Source organism: Flavobacterium sp. ARAG 55.4 (assembly GCF_051846875.1).
GTDB lineage: Bacteria > Bacteroidota > Bacteroidia > Flavobacteriales > Flavobacteriaceae > Flavobacterium > Flavobacterium plantiphilum.
The window spans coordinates 25,383-41,020 of record NZ_JBPYCT010000002.1; the positions used below are offsets into that span (position 1 = coordinate 25,383).

The window sequence follows — 15,638 nt, forward strand, 5'->3', positions numbered from 1 at the left end:
GCTGTTTTTTATGCTTTTTTTTATTTTTTATTCGAAAGAAACAGATCCTACATCAGTAATTTCACCATTTTCAACTACTACATCAGTAATCGTAATTGGCGTTTTACCCGAAGCAACATCCGGAGTCAAAGTCACTGTATAAGTTCCTGCCGGAACACCATTTAACTGGAATAATCCTGTTTCTCCAGCAAAAGTAGTAATAACAGCATCTCCCACAGGAACAGAAACTTCGACCTGATAACCTTCCAGAACAGGATTTATCGCTCCTTTAATTACTCCTGAAGTAGCTGTTGCTGAAACATGAATTACAGGTTTTAAATTATACATTCCTGAACCTCCGGCTGAAACGATAGATTTGGCTACATCAAAATCTAAAATAAATTCATAAGTAGCTCCCGGCTGCAGTGTTTGGTTAACCATTAATTTCAATCCGGATTGCATCGCGCTTGGAGTATTTAAATCCATTACTGCATCGTCTTTTACAAGAGTATTGTTCTCTCCTAAAACTAATCGTATCTGTCCCAGATATCCCGATGGAACCAACTCATCAGCCAATAAAACATTTACACCTCCTGTTAAATCTAATAAATTATATACACCGGGAGTAAAATCATCATCAACAATACTTACCCAGCCTTCACTATCATTAGTATCATCAGAATATTTAATCATTATATCCTGTACATCAATATTCACTTCATCATAATCTCCTGGGGCATCTACCATTCGAACCGTCATTCTTGAAGTTTGGGAGCTGTCGTCATTATCGTTATTATTACAAGCTGTAAAAAAGCTCGCAAGCAAAACAATGACAAAGAACAATTGGGGGCAAAATTTAATCTTCTTCATTTTATTTGACATATTTAAAATTAGTATATTGACAACGTAATAAAAACAATAAAATTGCTTAAAAAACGGTATTTTTCATAAATAAATTTCATTTTCCAATGATTAACAAACGGCTTTTAATCAAGAATTTATTAGCTCACAATGATGAAAACAGCTTTTATGATAAAAAGCGTCAGCTAAATTTGCACCTCAAAGAAGGTAAAGCAAAATTTTTAAAGCATATCTGTGCTTTATCCAACTCTAATCCGGCCAACAATTCCTATATAGTAGTAGGAGTCGAAGATCAGGATAATGAAATTATTGGAACTGATTTTTTTGATGACAGCCACATTCAGAATCTCATTAATGCCTATCTGGAAAATCCTCCTAAAATACAGTATGAAAATGTCCCTTTTCCTAATCTCCCCAAAGACAAGGTGATTGGCTTAGTAACCATCAAACCAAAGAATAAAATCTCTTCCTTTAAAAAAGGGATTTATACGATACCGGCACACAGCGTTTTTATAAGACGCGGCAGCAACACCACTCCGGTAGAAGAGAAAATTGAAAAAAATTATCCCAATACCGAAACGGTTATTGATCTTGAAAACAATTCCCGAAATAATATTAAATACACACTGGACGGTGTTTTTGATTTTATGAATTTCAGGCATAAGGACATGGCTCCAAAATACAAAGTTTTTAAAGAGTTATTTGTGATATGCTGGGCCGGAATACCTAAAACGGTCCGGGGAAAAACTTTTTTATCCCGGGTAGATATTGAATTGATTAACGAACATATTAAACTTTTTTATTCAGATCAGGATGTGGTAACTATTTCTTTTAACGAAGATACTTTTACCATTATTGAATATGTGCCACTAGGTCTAAATGACAAAACCAGTTATTATCCATTAGAACAGCAAACCATACATTTTTTTGAAAATGGTTATTACAAAATTGAAAGCAAGATGCTTTTTGAACCGCCAGCGTTCAACAAAAAAATGCTTTTTCACATCTATAACAACAATGAAGCTTTGATAAAAAAGCTCATTAAAGGTATTCAGCTCACTCCCGTAGAACTCAAAGACCTTGAAAATCTTCCTTCTACTTTTATGATTTGTTATCTCAACGGTTTTGAAGATGCTAAGAAAAAACTAATTGATGCAAAAACTTATCTTAAACCTTTTCCTCAGGTATATTTATCATTTAAAGAAGCCATGCGTATTTTGAGAAAAATGAAATACGACGTGTAATTAAGACTCATTAAAAAAAAGAGAAACCCGGATCTTTTTAGTCGCTTTTTAGCTATTTTTATTATATTAGAATATAAAAGCAGATTTCAGAAAAATGAGAACATTAGTAATAGGAGACATTCACGGAGGATTACGGGCATTACATCAAATTATGGAAAGGGCTCAGGTTACCGAAAAAGACAAGCTGATTTTCTTAGGTGATTATGTCGATGGATGGAGTCAATCGCCTCAGGTAATCGATTTTTTAATAGAATTAAACATAAAAAATGACTGTGTTTTTATAAGAGGAAATCATGACGAATTATTACTGTATTGGTTAAAAGACAACAAAGACAATCTTATGTGGTACAACCACGGTGGAGAAGCTACAGTCCTTGCATATGAAAAAGTAAGTGCTGAAACCAAGCGTAAACATGTTGAATTTTTACTGGAATTAAAAGATTATTACCTGGATGAACAACAACGCTTATTTATCCACGCCGGTTTCACCAATATGAATGGTATAAATTTTGAATATTTCCCAAAATTATTCTACTGGGACAGAACCCTTTGGGAAATGGCCTTAGCATTAGATGAAAACATTCATCCTTCTGATGTCAGGTATCCGAAACGACTTACTCTATATAATGAAATTTACATTGGTCACACTCCGGTAACACGCATTAACCAGACCATCCCGGTAAACAAAGCCTGTATCTGGAATGTTGACACAGGAGCCGCTTTTAAGGGTCCTTTGACTATCATGGACATTGATACAAAAGAATATTGGCAAAGCGAACCATTATGTAACTTATATTTTGACGAAAAAGGAAGAAATTAAATACATTTGCATAAAAAAATTATCATGAAAAAAACATTCGTTTTTGTATTATTAACTGTAACAGGTTTAATAAATGCTCAGGCTTTTAAAGGAAAAGAAGATATTAAATTTGATATCGCGGCTAACATTCAAAATGGCGGTTCAGGAATACGTCTTTCATCTGATTTTGGTCTAGGAGAAAACATCTCCGTTGGAGTTTTAGGTTCTTATCTCTTATCTGTAAGTAAAGACGATTTGGGAAACAAACCTGATTTTGGTGACAGAATAGACCTCAAAGCCCGTTTTAATGCTAATCTTGGAAATGTGTTTAATATCGACGAGAAAGTAGATATTTATCCGGGACTGGATTTAGGATTAAGAAATTTTGGTGCCCATCTGGGAATTCGTTATTTCTTTACAGACGGTTTTGGAATCATGAGCGAAATAGGTGTTCCTATTGCGAAATACAAACCCGAAGCGACAGGGTTTGAACGTCTAAACAATCAGTTTGTATTTAACATTGGAGCTTCATTCAACTTGTAAAAAAATAACTTTTTAAAAATAGAAAACGGCAATTCGATTTTTCAAATTGCCGTTTTTTTTATTTCAATGAAGAAATTTTAAAAATTCCCTTTTCATTAATTACAGTAACGTGAATACTTGTTGCATTCCCCGAATATTTATCGAGATATTGCACGTTAAATTTATTTTTTGAACCGGACAATCTACTTACAGTTAAAGTTTCTATCCAATCTAATGATGCATCCTGAGCTTTAACAAATGGATTATAATCCAGTTCATTATGTTCAAATTCATTTGAAATACTGTCCAATAAAGATTTCGTGCAAAATTTAATTTCAATTGAATCTAATTTTCTTTCCGATTCAGCGATTTTTTCGTTTGTAAATTCTTTTATATAAACACTATAAAATTCCTTTAGCATTTTTTGAATGGCAGCATCCTTATCAATTTCATTTTTAGAACTTTCAATGGACATTTGTTTATTAGATTCCAACGGTTCTTTTTTACAACTGTATAAAAAAGACATTAGCAACAAACAGACATAAACAGTTTTCTTAGTATTCATATAAAATATTTACAAATCAAATTTTATTCCTTGTGCCAAAGGCAAAGTACTGCCGTAATTAATAGTGTTGGTTTGACGTCGCATATAGACTTTCCAGGCATCCGATCCTGATTCTCTGCCGCCGCCTGTTTCTTTTTCTCCGCCAAAAGCCCCACCAATTTCAGCTCCGGAAGTTCCAATATTCACATTGGCAATTCCGCAATCAGAACCTGCTGTAGACAAGAATAATTCCGCTTCTAGCAGGTTGTTCGTCATAATTGCTGATGACAATCCCTGAGCAACATTATTTTGTATTATAATAGCATTATCAACAGTTCCTGAATACTTTAGCAAATACAAAATAGGAGCAAAAGTTTCCTGTTGTACAATTTCAAAGGAATTCTCAGCTTCCACAATGGCGGGTTGCACATAACAACCACTTTCATATCCGGAACCGGAAAGCACTGCTCCGTCTACCAGAATTTTAGCTCCTTCGGCAACTGCTTTTTGTAAAGCTTTATTGTATTTATCAACTGCATCAAGATCAATTAGTGGTCCTACGTGATTTTTTTCGTCCAATGGATTTCCAATACGCAATTGCTGGTAAGCAGAAATCAAAGCTTCTTTGACTTTGTCATAAACACTTTCGTGAATAATTAAACGACGTGTCGAAGTACAACGCTGACCGGCTGTTCCGACAGCCCCAAAAACTGCTCCGATAACGGTCATTTTAATATCGGCATCGGGAGTAACAATTATGGCATTGTTTCCGCCTAATTCTAATAAAGTTTTACCTAGACGAGCCGCAACAGTTTGTGCCACAATTTTTCCCATTCGGGTAGAACCTGTGGCTGAAATTAACGGAATTCTCGAATCTGTAGTCAATAATTCTCCTATCTTGAAATCGCCATTAATTAGACCGGAAATGCCTTCCGGCAGCTTATTTTCCTGTAAAACCCCGGCTAAAATATTTTGGCAGGCAATTCCGCAAAGAGGTGTTTTTTCCGATGGTTTCCAAACACAAACATCTCCACAAACTAAAGCTAAAGCTGCATTCCAGGACCAAACCGCAACCGGAAAATTGAATGCGGATATAATTCCCACCACACCCAACGGATGATATTGCTCATACATCCTGTGATTAGGACGTTCCGAGTGCATGGTTAATCCGTGTAATTGTCGGGAAAGTCCAACCGCAAAATCGCAAATGTCAATCATTTCCTGAACTTCTCCATAGCCTTCCTGCAGGGATTTCCCCATTTCGTAAGAAACTAATTTACCTAAGGCTTCTTTATTCTGACGTAATTTTTCTCCAAACTGACGTACAATTTCACCACGTTGTGGTGCAGGCAATAATCGGAAAGATTGGAAAGCTTCTGTAGCAGTCTGCATTACTTTTTCGTAATCAGCTGCGGAAGTGGTTTTTACTTTTGCAATCAGCTGACCATCTACAGGAGAATAACTTTCCAGAATTGCTCCTGAAGAAAAAGAGTCGGCTCCAGTTGATGTTCCGTTATTTATATCAGAAATTCCTAATTGCGCTAAAGCTTCTTTAATTCCAAATTGTGTTGCGATTGTTGTCATGGTAATGAATTACGTTCTGTTATTTTTTTTAATTTAATTCTTATCCATATGTCTATATATTTTCCAATTCAAATTATGTTTCAAACACAATTTTTTAAATATTTGAAAACTAAACTGACACATAAAATCTATTAGATTTTTGAAATGTAAAATATCTAATTTAACTCTGACATTTTGATTATCAACTTCATCATACATAAATAAATCAACAAATAATTCCTTCTTATTAGTTGAACAAAATATTTCTGATTTATTCAAAATATAATTATTATGAACAATATTATGTCTTGTCTCGGACAATATAGAGAATGAAGTTTTTAAATCAAATTGCATTTTATCTTTTCCATATAAGAATGAATCTAACTGTGAATCGACTATTTCCCGAAGATGATTTCCACTAGGCATATTTTTTCTAGAAAACTCTTGCTTATTTTTAAGCTTTTTTTCAATAAGACATTTTAATTCTGAATCGATAGAAGAAAATTCAAACATTAAACTTTTCAACAATCTTTCCAAACCTTCAAAAGATTGAACATAAAAAAAACAAAATTGTTTTGAAATTAAATCATGAATAAATTCTGGATAACTCTCTTTAGTAATCTCCAACATACTGTCTGTTGGATAAGCATATGCCCAACCATTATCTGTTTTACCGCTCCAATCTCTTAAGACTAAAGACGAAGCAAATCTTAACTTAGAATCTTCAGAATCAAATCTTTTTAAATCATTAAATAAAATTGTATTCGTTCGTAAAGCTAAATGTTTATATTCTATTAATGAATCAAAATATCTATCTAAATAACCTTTAATAATTTCTTCCAATATCGACTTTATTATTTATTAATTTCCTTTAGCCCCAGTAGCAGCGGCATCCTTTTCCTGCTTTCTTTAAGCAGGAAAAGATAGAGCGGATAACGGGAAATAGCTCCTGAAAAAATTACTTTTTGGCAGTAAATATTGGGTCGGTTTCCATAACCGTTCCGCATTTTTCACAAGTTCGAAGTTCTTCGGAGTTGTAAAAATGTTCAAAATGAGGCAGGAAATCTTTTTCGATATTGTTGAGTTCAAAATAAACTTCGTACAGCTTATGATTGCAGTTGTCACAATACCACAACAAACCGTCAGTAAACCCCTTTCCAGCTCTTTTTCTTTCAATTACAAGACCTATAGAACCTTCAGAACGAACCGGAGAATGTGGGATTGCCGCCGGATGTAAATACATATCACCGGCATTGAGTTGCATTACTTTACGCTCGCCATCTTCCTGAATGTGCACTTCAATCGAACCTTCCAACTGATAAAATAATTCTTCGGTCTCATTATAATGAAAATCTTTTCGGGCATTTGGTCCCGCAACAACCATCACAATGTAATCACCTGAATCTACATATAGGTTTTTGTTACCAACAGGTGGTTTAAGTAATTGACGGTTTTCGTCAATCCATTTAGTAAGATTAAAAGGTTTTGAAATTGCCATTTTGAGTTATTTTTTTTAAGAAAAGCTAAGGTACGAAAAAAAAGAATTTTGGTTTCACGCAGATTCATTAATAAACCCAGAGACACGCAAAGAAACAGATTGAAATAAAATCTTAAGAACTTTATCTAATATTCATTTTATAAAAAATCATGGTGCAACTTTGTGTTTGCTTTGTGAATCTTTGTGTAACAAACAAAACATCATTTAGCTTCCTTAATCAAATAAATATAAACCGGAAAGTGGTCGCTAAAACCCACTTCGGTAGCGGAATGTCGTTTGGGATATCCCTTATATTGTCCGGAATTCTGAATCAGATAACTTTTATTGAAAATTCCTGCTTTCCAATATTGATATGTAGAAAAATCATTTTTAATTAAGGATTGCGTCACCATAATTTGGTCAAAAATATCCCATGAATCCCGAAATGCTATAGTTCCCAAGCCTTTCTTAGCCATTTCTTCAAAAGGATTGTAAATTCCAAATTCAGGTACATCCTGCTTTTTAGCTTTTGCACCCAGCGCTTTTTTAATACTGTTATTAAAGGGACCATCATTCAAATCGCCCAGTGTAATTACCTTAGCATCAGGATTTATTTTTTGTAAAGAGTCAATTATTTTACGGTTCAACATTCCGGCTGCTTCTCTGAACGGACTTGATTTTTTCTCACCTCCGGAACGAGACGGCCAGTGATTGACTATAATATTGATTTCTTCCCCATCAAGGAAACCTGTAACCAGCAATTGATCCCTGGTAAAAACACGATTATCGTATGTTGTAACAGCCTCACTCTGGTCTGAATCTTCTGAAGGCGTTACTAACTCTTGAATTTCAACCTCCTTTTTGTAAATATAAAGCGGAATATTAGCATAAGATGTTGGTAAGAAATATTTCTTTTGAAATAATAAAGCCACATCAATCCCTCTTTTATCAGGTGAATCAAAATGGATAATACCATAATCCTGCAGAACCATTTTAGGCTGTAATACTAAATCTTCTAAAACACCTCGGTTTTCAATTTCTGAACAGCCAATAAAAGTGGGTGAATTACTGTTTTCCGGCTTACCGGTTTCAATCAGAACGCGGGCTAAGTTTTCTAATTTCTGATGGTATTTTTTAGAAGTCCACCGCTGACTTCCCATTGGTGTCCACTCATCATCATCAGTATGCGGGTCATTAATTGTATCAAAAAGATTTTCAAAATTATAAAACACAAGTGTATGAATACGAAAACTTTTTTGCTGTGAAAATCCAATTCGATACAAAAACAGCAAAGCGAGTAACAAAAGTATTCTGAATATTTTCATAACCCGTTCTTTTTAAAGGAGTTTTAGTAAAAATAGTACATTTTAAGTAACAATTTTAAAATTATTTTTGAATTTGATTATCTTTGTTTAAATGCCCGGTAAAGGCCTCTTTATTTAGTATCTATTCCGGAAAAACACCTATATGATTACTTCTCGAATTTTATTTTCAAACCGAACCATCTGTGTATTTCTGATTTTTATTTTTCAATCTTTCAACATTCAAGCACAACAACAAATGATTACACCTGCCACTTTACAAAAAGGAGATACCGTTGCCATTGTAGCCACAGCCAGAAAATATACGGACAACCATCTGCAGCCAGCTATCGATTTATTACATAGCTGGGGACTGAAAGTGGTTATTGGAAAAAGCATTGGACTTGACAATAACCAGTTAGCGGGATCTGATGAAGAAAGAACTGCCGATTTCCAGACCCAGCTAGACAACCCAAACATCAAAGCCATTTGGTGTGTGAAAGGCGGTTACGGAACGGTTCGTATTATTGATTTATTAGATTTTACAAAATTCAGACAAAATCCAAAATGGATTGTAGGCTTTAGCGATATTACTGTTTTGCACAATCATTTAAACACTTTGGGTTATAAAACTATTCACGGGATTATGCCGGTAACTGCTCCCAGAGCAACAGCCGAAGCAAAGGAAACTTTAAAAAAAGCATTATTTAAGCAACCCTTAAGCTATGAAATCCCTTCTGACCCTATGAACAGAACCGGCTTTGCAAAAGGGGAATTAGTAGGTGGAAACCTTTCTATTTTATACAGTTTATTTGGTTCTCCATCGGCAATTGATTGTGAAGATAAAATCTTGTTTATTGAAGATTTAGACGAGTACTTATATCATATTGACAGAATGATGATGAACTTAAAACGCAATGGCTGTCTGGAAAGTATCAAAGGAATTGTGGTAGGTTCTATGACAAAAATGAAAGACAACGATATTCCGTGGGGGAAAAACGCTGTTCAGATTATTGAAGATGTGACTAAGAAATACGATATTCCTGTAATATATAATTTTCCTGCCGGACACATTCAGGACAACAGGGCTTTGATTTTAGGCAGTACTGTATCCATGGAAGTTACTCCGGTAAAAAGCACACTAAAGTTTCAGGATTAATTAATTTTACCATATAAGCCATATAAGTCCACACAAGAATAAATGGTTGCGGAACTTAATAAACTTTTATGGTTTATATGCTAAAACAAATACAGTAATGGCGGAGCATAACGAATTAGGAAAACTGGGAGAAGAACTGGCTGTTCATTTTTTAAAAGAGAATGGCTATACAATTATAGAAACCAATTGGACTTTTCAAAAAGCCGAAGTCGATATTATTGCCCAAAAAGGAGACACACTGGCTATTATCGAAGTAAAAACCCGTTCTTCTATTGAATTTGGTCTGCCGCAGGACTTTGTGAATTCAAAAAAAATAAAACTACTTACGAAAGCTATCGACAACTACGTAGTTGAAAAAAATCTCGATATTAATGTCAGATTTGACATTATTGCCATCCATTTAGAGAATAAATCTTTTGTAATTGAACATCTTACAGACGCTTTTTATCACTTTTAACGATATTTTTTGTTGTTATTTTTGTAACAAATTGTTTTTTTAATTATATTTGCCTGAATTTTTAACGATTTATCTAAGTAAATCAGATTAAAAACTAAGTAAAAACACCTATTTAATTATGAAAACTGTTTCTTCAATTGTCGAAAATTACATCAAAACAAAACCATTTTTATTAAATGCTTTGTCGCTTGGAATTATCAATTTAACCTCGTTATCCCGAAATATCATGTCGGAATTAGAGAGCGAATTTGGAAAAGAAGTAAAACAGGGTGCTGTTGTCATGTCACTAAAAAGACTGACAGAAGAACTGGATTTCAGATTGAATCATAAAATCAACAAAGTAATCAAAAACATAGGTGAGATTACCGTTCGTTCTGCCCTGACAGATTACACATTTGCTGTTTCTGAAACCGTTTTAAACAAACAAGCCGAATTAATTTCGGATATTAACGGTTTTCCGGATGTGTTTTACACTTCGTCAAGAGGAGTAAATGAAATCAATATTGTAGTAAGTAATACGGTAAACAAACTGGTAGACAAACATTTTTCTAACGAAAAACTAATTCAGAAACTAGACAATTTAGCTTCAATTACAGTGAAATTACCAAAAGAAAATATTGTAATTCCGGGGATTTACTACTTCATTTTTCAACGTTTGGCCTGGGAAGGCATTATCATTAATGAAGTAATTTCGACTTCTAACGAATTCACCATTTTAGTGAGTGAAGAACAGGTGGATGTGGCTTTTAAAGTAATTAAAGATCTTAAGAATTAATAAAAAACGACAAAATACGAAAGCTTCCAGTCTATACGATTGGAAGCTTTCGTATTTATACAACGACTTGATTACAAGTTCATCCCGCCTGAAACTTCAATACGTTGTGCATTAACCCACTTAGCATCATCAGTACACAAAAACGCTACTACGCCTCCAATATCATCCGGCAAACCGACTCTTCCCAGAGCCGTTACAGAAGCAACAAACTGATTCAGCTGCTCGTTATCCCGAACTGCACCACCACCAAAATCAGTTGCTATAGCTCCCGGTGCTACTATATTTACTCTGATTTTTCTTTCTCCTAATTCCTTAGCCTGATATTTTGTCAATGTTTCCATTGCTGTTTTCATACTGGCATAAGCGGCATAACCGGGAAATGAAAAACGGGTCAATCCTGAAGAAACGTTTACAATTCCACCTCCATTATTCATTAGAAAAAGTGCTTTTTGAGTTAAAACAAAAACTCCCTTAAAATGAATATTGAACATATTATCAAGTTGCTCCTCAGTAGTGGTCATAAAACTTTCATGAACTCCTACACCGGCATTATTCACTAAAAAATCAATTTTATCCGTAGCAAAAGTATTTTTCAAAACAGTGGTTACTTCTTCAAAAAAGGAATCAAAATCACCTGATTCCTCCACATTCAACTGAATAGCTGCTGCGCTTTGTCCTAATTTTTCAATTTCGCTGACAACTTTTTTTGCTTCATCAATTTTACTGTGGTAAGTTACTAATACATCAAGACCTTTTTTAGCCAGACTTAAAGCCATTTCTTTTCCTAATCCGCGGCTTCCGCCGGTAACCAGTGCTATTTTATTTTTTTTGAATTCCATCTTAAAATTTATTTTAAATTAACAAGACAAAATTAAGTATGAGCAAAGACCTGTAACTTGTAAATATCAATCGATAATTTGCAAAATTCAAATCCAAATTATTTATCCCTAAAAGACATGGGAGTCAAAGTAGTTTGTTTTTTGAAAAAATTAGAGAAATGTGCCAATTCTTCGAATCCTAACGAATAAGCAATTTCGGAGATGTTCCAATCCGTTTCTTTCAACAAAATTTTAGCTTCATAAATTAAACGCCGGCTAATCAATTCGGTGGTGGTTTTTCCTGTGTTCTCTTTCAGCACTTTATTCAAATGGTTCACATGAACAGACAATCGATCGGCATAATCTTTCGGTGTTCTTAGTTCTAACCTTTGACGCGGAGACTCAACAGGAAATTGTCTTTCCAGTAATTCTGCAAAAAGTGAAGCCACTCTGGCAGCCGAATTGTGCTTAGAATACAATGCTGTTGCAGGTTGAAGTTTTTGTCCAAAGTGAATTAACTCTGAAACATAATTCCGGATTAAATCATACTTATAGGTATAATCCGAAACAATTTCGTCATGTATTTTTTTAAAAATCAACTCTATCGCTTCTGCTTCCTCCTCTGATATTTCAAAAATCGGAAAACCCTCCGGCTGGAAAATCGGGAGCGTTTCTAAATCAATTCCGCTTTTATCTTTTGTGAAAAATTCCGGTGTAAAAACACAAAAATGCCCAGATTGTTGTTGCAAATCCTGAGGAACATAATGATATGGAATCTTTGGAGTAGCAAATAACAAGGCATGTTTTTCAACATTAATTACCTTATCTGCATATTCTGCCCTATTCTTGCCCTTTATCAAACTTATTTTGTAATAGGCTCTCCTGTCATAAGGCATAACGGGTTTCTCATTGAATGTTTCGTAAAGATCTTTGATATTAAAAACATTAAAATGACCAATTTCTTTTTGAATCCCATCCGGTAATAAAGAAATTTGTTCCGCACTGTCAAAATCAGTGATTTCGTTATAAAACTCGTCTATTGATTTTAATTTCATAATATATATATTTGCAAAAATCAAATATACAAACAATAAGAATATCAGTAAACCATCAAATAATTAATATCCAAAACTAATTCCTGCAACCAGAAAATTTTTGCCAAAAAAATCAGTGTTTGCTGAAGCAGCATTATGTATATAATTCAAGGACACGGGCATCGAAATTCCATTTGATAAATCAAACTCTTTAGTTGCTTTAAAACTTAAATTCACTAATGAAGGCTTATCATAATCTGCAAAAGAATAATATTCGGATTCATTATTAAGCACAGCTCCAATGGCAGGTGCTAATGAAATATTATGAAGTTGTTTACAGGGCGAGTTTTCGAACAAATTAAAAGTATAACCCAATTCTAAATAAGTAGTGTAATTGCGTTTTGGATTATCATTTTCATCATACCGGTAATCATTTCCGCCTATAAATGTACTTACAACGGCATTAAAAGGATATTTATAGCCTTCGGAAAAATCAAAACAAAGCATCGCATCAATGGTTTGCGAACTTGCAGGACCGAAATCAAAAAACTTATTACTTACACCTTCTACCTTTGACACCGAAGGCCAGTAGTAATTCCAAAGCTGGAATTGCAAAAAATCATTAATCTGATAGCTCACATAAAAATCTATTTCCTGATATCCTTTATAATAGGTTGCTCCATCAGGATAAAAATATTCCTTTTTAAAATTAGTAGTTCCCCAAAAACCTAAGGTTAACTTTGGAATAATTTCATATTCAATCGTAGGCTGAACAGCAGCATAATCACCTCCCCAGCATTGTCCACGCCACAGATAACGGTTGATAATATCAACATTTAAACTTAGCTTTTTTTCTTTGACAAGAGTATCTTTTAGCTTTTGATCGTCCTGAGAAAATCCAAAAGCTGAGAGTAATCCAAAAATCAGAATCCAGTTATTTCTGTGTATCCTCATTAAAATATTTCTAGTATTTATCTATCAGTTCAAATAAACGCTCTCTGCTTAGCGGCTTTGTAATATAATCATCAAATCCGGCCTTTTCAATTTTCATCTTATCTTCAGAAGAAGAATAAGCCGTCTGGGCAATAATAGGCAGTTCAGGACGAATAGGCCGTATTTGTTCAACAGCTTCAAATCCATTTAAAACCGGCATTTTGATATCCATTAAAACCAGATCAATATTTGAATTGCTGATGCAAATATCTACTGCTTCCTGACCATTTTTAGCTCTGATAATTTCAAAATCCTTGTCTTTCATCATTTTTTGGAACAACAGAAAATTAATATTGTCATCTTCTGCAATCAAAATAGTTTTATTGGCTGATTTCATTCCTTCTTTTTCTTTTATTGGTTTTACTATAATGGGTTCTGATTTTACATATTGCAACGGAATGGAGAAATAAAACGTGGATCCCTCACCCATTTTTGATTCAAAACTAATGGTTCCTCCCAGAATTTCAATATAGGCTTTTGAAATAGAAAGTCCCAGTCCTAAACCTCCTACCTGTATGGATTTGTCATTTTCAACACGTTTAAACCGGTCAAAAACATGCTTATGATGATCTTCTTCGATTCCGGATCCGCTATCCTGAATAGTAAAATGAATTAAATTTTGTTCTTCGTCTATTTCATATTTAAATTTTACAAAACCTTCGTCGGTGTATTTAATGGCATTTGTCAGCAAATTGATGATAACCTGTTTTAATTTAATTTCATCGGTAATTATATTATTTTCTGCCGGGACACTGCTTTTTATCAGTTTAAATTTTATAGTTTTTGTTTTAGGAATCGTGACTTTTAGGGTTTTATACAATTCTACAATACAGGATTCTAAATTAATTTCACTAAAGTTAGGCGAAACCTGATTGGAATCTATTTTAGACATTTCAATTAAATCATCAATAATAGAAACCAGATTCTGACCGTTTTTCTGAATGACGTTTAAATATTCTATTCGCTCTTTTTTATCAATATCTGTATTCAGAATCAGTTCGGTAAAACCATTTATCGCGTTCATGGGTGTTCTGATTTCATGTGATAAATTAGCTAAAAAGGATGCTTTTAATAAGTCTCCTTCTTCGGCTTTTATTTTTGCCTTTATCAGTGCCTGTTTCTGATTGTTATTCTCTTCGAATAAATTTCCTATATAACTGAATTCGCCACTTGACTTTTTTAATTCGGCTATTGCCGCTTTACTTTCATTCTGAAGTGCCTTCCGAACCATGTAAAGAGGCCGGTAAATTAGTTTTTGGGTGTAAAAAACACTTACAAACAAATACACTATAAAAACAATGATTATTGCATATAAAATATTGATTGTATTTTCAAAATAAACATCAAATTTTCTTTCAAACAACAGTTTCCCGATTGGTTTTCCCTGAAAATCTTTCAGAAGATAAACAGAACTCACAATATGCCTTTCCTCAGGGATACGGTCATTAGTGGCCAGAAATTTAATTTTAGAAGAAGTAATAGTTTCTAAATTCTGAATAAAATCAGCATTGATCAAACGTACCGCAAAAAAATAACCTGAAGGTTCTGATTTGTTTTTAAAAGGATCATCAGAAGGATGAACCGTTGCTCCGGTTATCTCTACAATTCCTTCGGGAATTTTTAAGTAAAACCTTCCCATCCTTACATTATCCAGGTAAGTCATTGCTTTCTCAGGAACAAAATCAAGCGTTTTAATTACCGGCGTAGGCGTACGCATTATAAACTGCTTGTCCCGATCATACACACCTAAATAATCAGCTCCGTAAATTTCCAGTTCGTTATTGATGGTTTCCTCATACCAGCTTTTATCTTTTGTAGCAATGAAATTTACAAATTCATCCCAGTTAGTATCATTGTTTAAAGCTGTTAAAATGGGTTTAGATTCCAACACTAACAACTGGTTGATTTTACTTTCAAATAATTCAACAGCATTCTGATATGCTTCTTTTTCTGTCTTATTAATATAATAAAACAAAGCAGCATAAAGCAATAAAAAAACAACACTGGAGGATACTACTAAAATAAGTATTTTTGGGGACGTTTTTTTTAAGGTCATAAATTTTATTACGGTCTCATTAGGGTTAAAAAAATATTAAATTAGTAAAAATAAAT

At 33.8% G+C, this 15,638-nt stretch carries 16 protein-coding genes; 6 read left to right on the forward strand and 10 right to left on the reverse strand.

The window, feature by feature from the left end; genetic code table 11:
• Positions 1 to 27 precede the first annotated feature (27 nt).
• Positions 28 to 849, reverse strand: coding sequence for a DUF4382 domain-containing protein (locus ACSV4D_RS02330; RefSeq protein WP_439226984.1), 822 nt, complete (start codon positions 847 to 849; stop codon positions 28 to 30).
• Between the two features lie 98 nt (positions 850 to 947).
• Between ACSV4D_RS02330 and ACSV4D_RS02335 the strand changes: the two genes are divergently transcribed.
• The 3 genes from ACSV4D_RS02335 (at position 948) to ACSV4D_RS02345 (ending at position 3,426) form a co-directional block, all read left to right on the forward strand.
• On the forward strand, positions 948 to 2,084 hold the full coding sequence (locus ACSV4D_RS02335; RefSeq protein ID WP_439226985.1) for an ATP-binding protein: 1,137 nt from the start codon (positions 948 to 950) through the stop codon (positions 2,082 to 2,084).
• 94 nt (positions 2,085 to 2,178) lie between these two features.
• On the forward strand, positions 2,179 to 2,904 hold the full coding sequence (locus ACSV4D_RS02340) for a metallophosphoesterase family protein (protein WP_408080105.1): 726 nt from the start codon (positions 2,179 to 2,181) through the stop codon (positions 2,902 to 2,904).
• A 24-nt stretch (positions 2,905 to 2,928) separates the two neighbouring features.
• A complete protein-coding gene (locus tag ACSV4D_RS02345) occupies positions 2,929 to 3,426 on the forward strand; it encodes a DUF6646 family protein (RefSeq protein WP_439226986.1) in 498 nt (165 codons plus the stop codon).
• A gap of 58 nt (positions 3,427 to 3,484) precedes the next feature.
• Here the strand turns inward: ACSV4D_RS02345 and ACSV4D_RS02350 are convergent, their stop codons facing one another.
• The 5 genes from ACSV4D_RS02350 to ACSV4D_RS02370 form a co-directional block, all read right to left on the reverse strand.
• A complete protein-coding gene (locus ACSV4D_RS02350; protein WP_439226987.1) occupies positions 3,485 to 3,898 on the reverse strand; it encodes a DUF3828 domain-containing protein in 414 nt (137 codons plus the stop codon).
• Positions 3,899 to 3,979: 81 nt separating this feature from the next.
• Positions 3,980 to 5,533, reverse strand: a complete 1,554-nt coding sequence (amaB, locus tag ACSV4D_RS02355) for an L-piperidine-6-carboxylate dehydrogenase (protein ID WP_439226988.1) — start codon at positions 5,531 to 5,533, stop codon at positions 3,980 to 3,982.
• Between the two features lie 33 nt (positions 5,534 to 5,566).
• Positions 5,567 to 6,355 (reverse strand): hypothetical protein, encoded by a 789-nt coding sequence (locus ACSV4D_RS02360; RefSeq protein ID WP_439226989.1) that lies wholly within the window; start codon positions 6,353 to 6,355, stop codon positions 5,567 to 5,569.
• Positions 6,356 to 6,470: 115 nt separating this feature from the next.
• Positions 6,471 to 7,010, reverse strand: a complete 540-nt coding sequence (locus ACSV4D_RS02365; protein WP_439226990.1) for a 3-hydroxyanthranilate 3,4-dioxygenase — start codon at positions 7,008 to 7,010, stop codon at positions 6,471 to 6,473.
• Between the two features lie 200 nt (positions 7,011 to 7,210).
• Positions 7,211 to 8,314, reverse strand: a complete 1,104-nt coding sequence (locus ACSV4D_RS02370; protein WP_439226991.1) for an endonuclease/exonuclease/phosphatase family protein — start codon at positions 8,312 to 8,314, stop codon at positions 7,211 to 7,213.
• A 235-nt stretch (positions 8,315 to 8,549) separates the two neighbouring features.
• Between ACSV4D_RS02370 and ACSV4D_RS02375 the strand changes: the two genes are divergently transcribed.
• The 3 genes from ACSV4D_RS02375 to ACSV4D_RS02385 all read left to right on the forward strand — a co-directional run bounded on the left by ACSV4D_RS02375 (position 8,550) and on the right by ACSV4D_RS02385 (position 10,681).
• A complete protein-coding gene (locus ACSV4D_RS02375; RefSeq protein ID WP_439227237.1) occupies positions 8,550 to 9,449 on the forward strand; it encodes a S66 peptidase family protein in 900 nt (299 codons plus the stop codon).
• Between the two features lie 97 nt (positions 9,450 to 9,546).
• The gene (locus tag ACSV4D_RS02380) at positions 9,547 to 9,906 is read left to right on the forward strand and encodes a YraN family protein (protein WP_439226992.1); all 360 of its coding nucleotides are present in this window, start codon (positions 9,547 to 9,549) and stop codon (positions 9,904 to 9,906) included.
• A gap of 118 nt (positions 9,907 to 10,024) precedes the next feature.
• A complete protein-coding gene (locus ACSV4D_RS02385) occupies positions 10,025 to 10,681 on the forward strand; it encodes an aspartate kinase (protein ID WP_071184243.1) in 657 nt (218 codons plus the stop codon).
• Between the two features lie 71 nt (positions 10,682 to 10,752).
• Here ACSV4D_RS02385 and ACSV4D_RS02390 read toward each other — a convergent pair whose 3' ends face one another.
• The 4 genes from ACSV4D_RS02390 to ACSV4D_RS02405 form a co-directional block, all read right to left on the reverse strand.
• Entirely contained in the window at positions 10,753 to 11,520 is a 768-nt protein-coding gene (locus ACSV4D_RS02390) for an SDR family NAD(P)-dependent oxidoreductase (RefSeq protein WP_439226993.1), read from the reverse strand.
• A gap of 98 nt (positions 11,521 to 11,618) precedes the next feature.
• Entirely contained in the window at positions 11,619 to 12,554 is a 936-nt protein-coding gene (locus tag ACSV4D_RS02395; RefSeq protein ID WP_439226994.1) for a helix-turn-helix domain-containing protein, read from the reverse strand.
• 63 nt (positions 12,555 to 12,617) lie between these two features.
• Positions 12,618 to 13,487, reverse strand: coding sequence for a hypothetical protein (locus ACSV4D_RS02400; protein ID WP_439226995.1), 870 nt, complete (start codon positions 13,485 to 13,487; stop codon positions 12,618 to 12,620).
• A gap of 10 nt (positions 13,488 to 13,497) precedes the next feature.
• Positions 13,498 to 15,582 (reverse strand): ATP-binding protein, encoded by a 2,085-nt coding sequence (locus ACSV4D_RS02405; RefSeq protein ID WP_439226996.1) that lies wholly within the window; start codon positions 15,580 to 15,582, stop codon positions 13,498 to 13,500.
• Positions 15,583 to 15,638 lie beyond the last annotated feature (56 nt).

What these genes read in the sequence shown, in the direction of transcription:
- ACSV4D_RS02330 (WP_439226984.1), bottom strand. Translation starts at nt 849, where the DNA reads ATGAAGAAGATTAAATTTTGCCCCCAATTGTTCTTTGTCATTGTTTTG.
- ACSV4D_RS02335 (WP_439226985.1), top strand. Translation starts at nt 948, where the DNA reads ATGATTAACAAACGGCTTTTAATCAAGAATTTATTAGCTCACAATGAT.
- ACSV4D_RS02340 (WP_408080105.1), top strand. Translation starts at nt 2,179, where the DNA reads ATGAGAACATTAGTAATAGGAGACATTCACGGAGGATTACGGGCATTA.
- ACSV4D_RS02345 (WP_439226986.1), top strand. Translation starts at nt 2,929, where the DNA reads ATGAAAAAAACATTCGTTTTTGTATTATTAACTGTAACAGGTTTAATA.
- amaB (WP_439226988.1), bottom strand. Translation starts at nt 5,533, where the DNA reads ATGACAACAATCGCAACACAATTTGGAATTAAAGAAGCTTTAGCGCAA.
- ACSV4D_RS02365 (WP_439226990.1), bottom strand. Translation starts at nt 7,010, where the DNA reads ATGGCAATTTCAAAACCTTTTAATCTTACTAAATGGATTGACGAAAAC.
- ACSV4D_RS02370 (WP_439226991.1), bottom strand. Translation starts at nt 8,314, where the DNA reads ATGAAAATATTCAGAATACTTTTGTTACTCGCTTTGCTGTTTTTGTAT.
- ACSV4D_RS02375 (WP_439227237.1), top strand. Translation starts at nt 8,550, where the DNA reads ATGATTACACCTGCCACTTTACAAAAAGGAGATACCGTTGCCATTGTA.
- ACSV4D_RS02380 (WP_439226992.1), top strand. Translation starts at nt 9,547, where the DNA reads ATGGCGGAGCATAACGAATTAGGAAAACTGGGAGAAGAACTGGCTGTT.
- ACSV4D_RS02385 (WP_071184243.1), top strand. Translation starts at nt 10,025, where the DNA reads ATGAAAACTGTTTCTTCAATTGTCGAAAATTACATCAAAACAAAACCA.
- ACSV4D_RS02390 (WP_439226993.1), bottom strand. Translation starts at nt 11,520, where the DNA reads ATGGAATTCAAAAAAAATAAAATAGCACTGGTTACCGGCGGAAGCCGC.
- ACSV4D_RS02395 (WP_439226994.1), bottom strand. Translation starts at nt 12,554, where the DNA reads ATGAAATTAAAATCAATAGACGAGTTTTATAACGAAATCACTGATTTT.
- ACSV4D_RS02400 (WP_439226995.1), bottom strand. Translation starts at nt 13,487, where the DNA reads ATGAGGATACACAGAAATAACTGGATTCTGATTTTTGGATTACTCTCA.
- ACSV4D_RS02405 (WP_439226996.1), bottom strand. Translation starts at nt 15,582, where the DNA reads ATGACCTTAAAAAAAACGTCCCCAAAAATACTTATTTTAGTAGTATCC.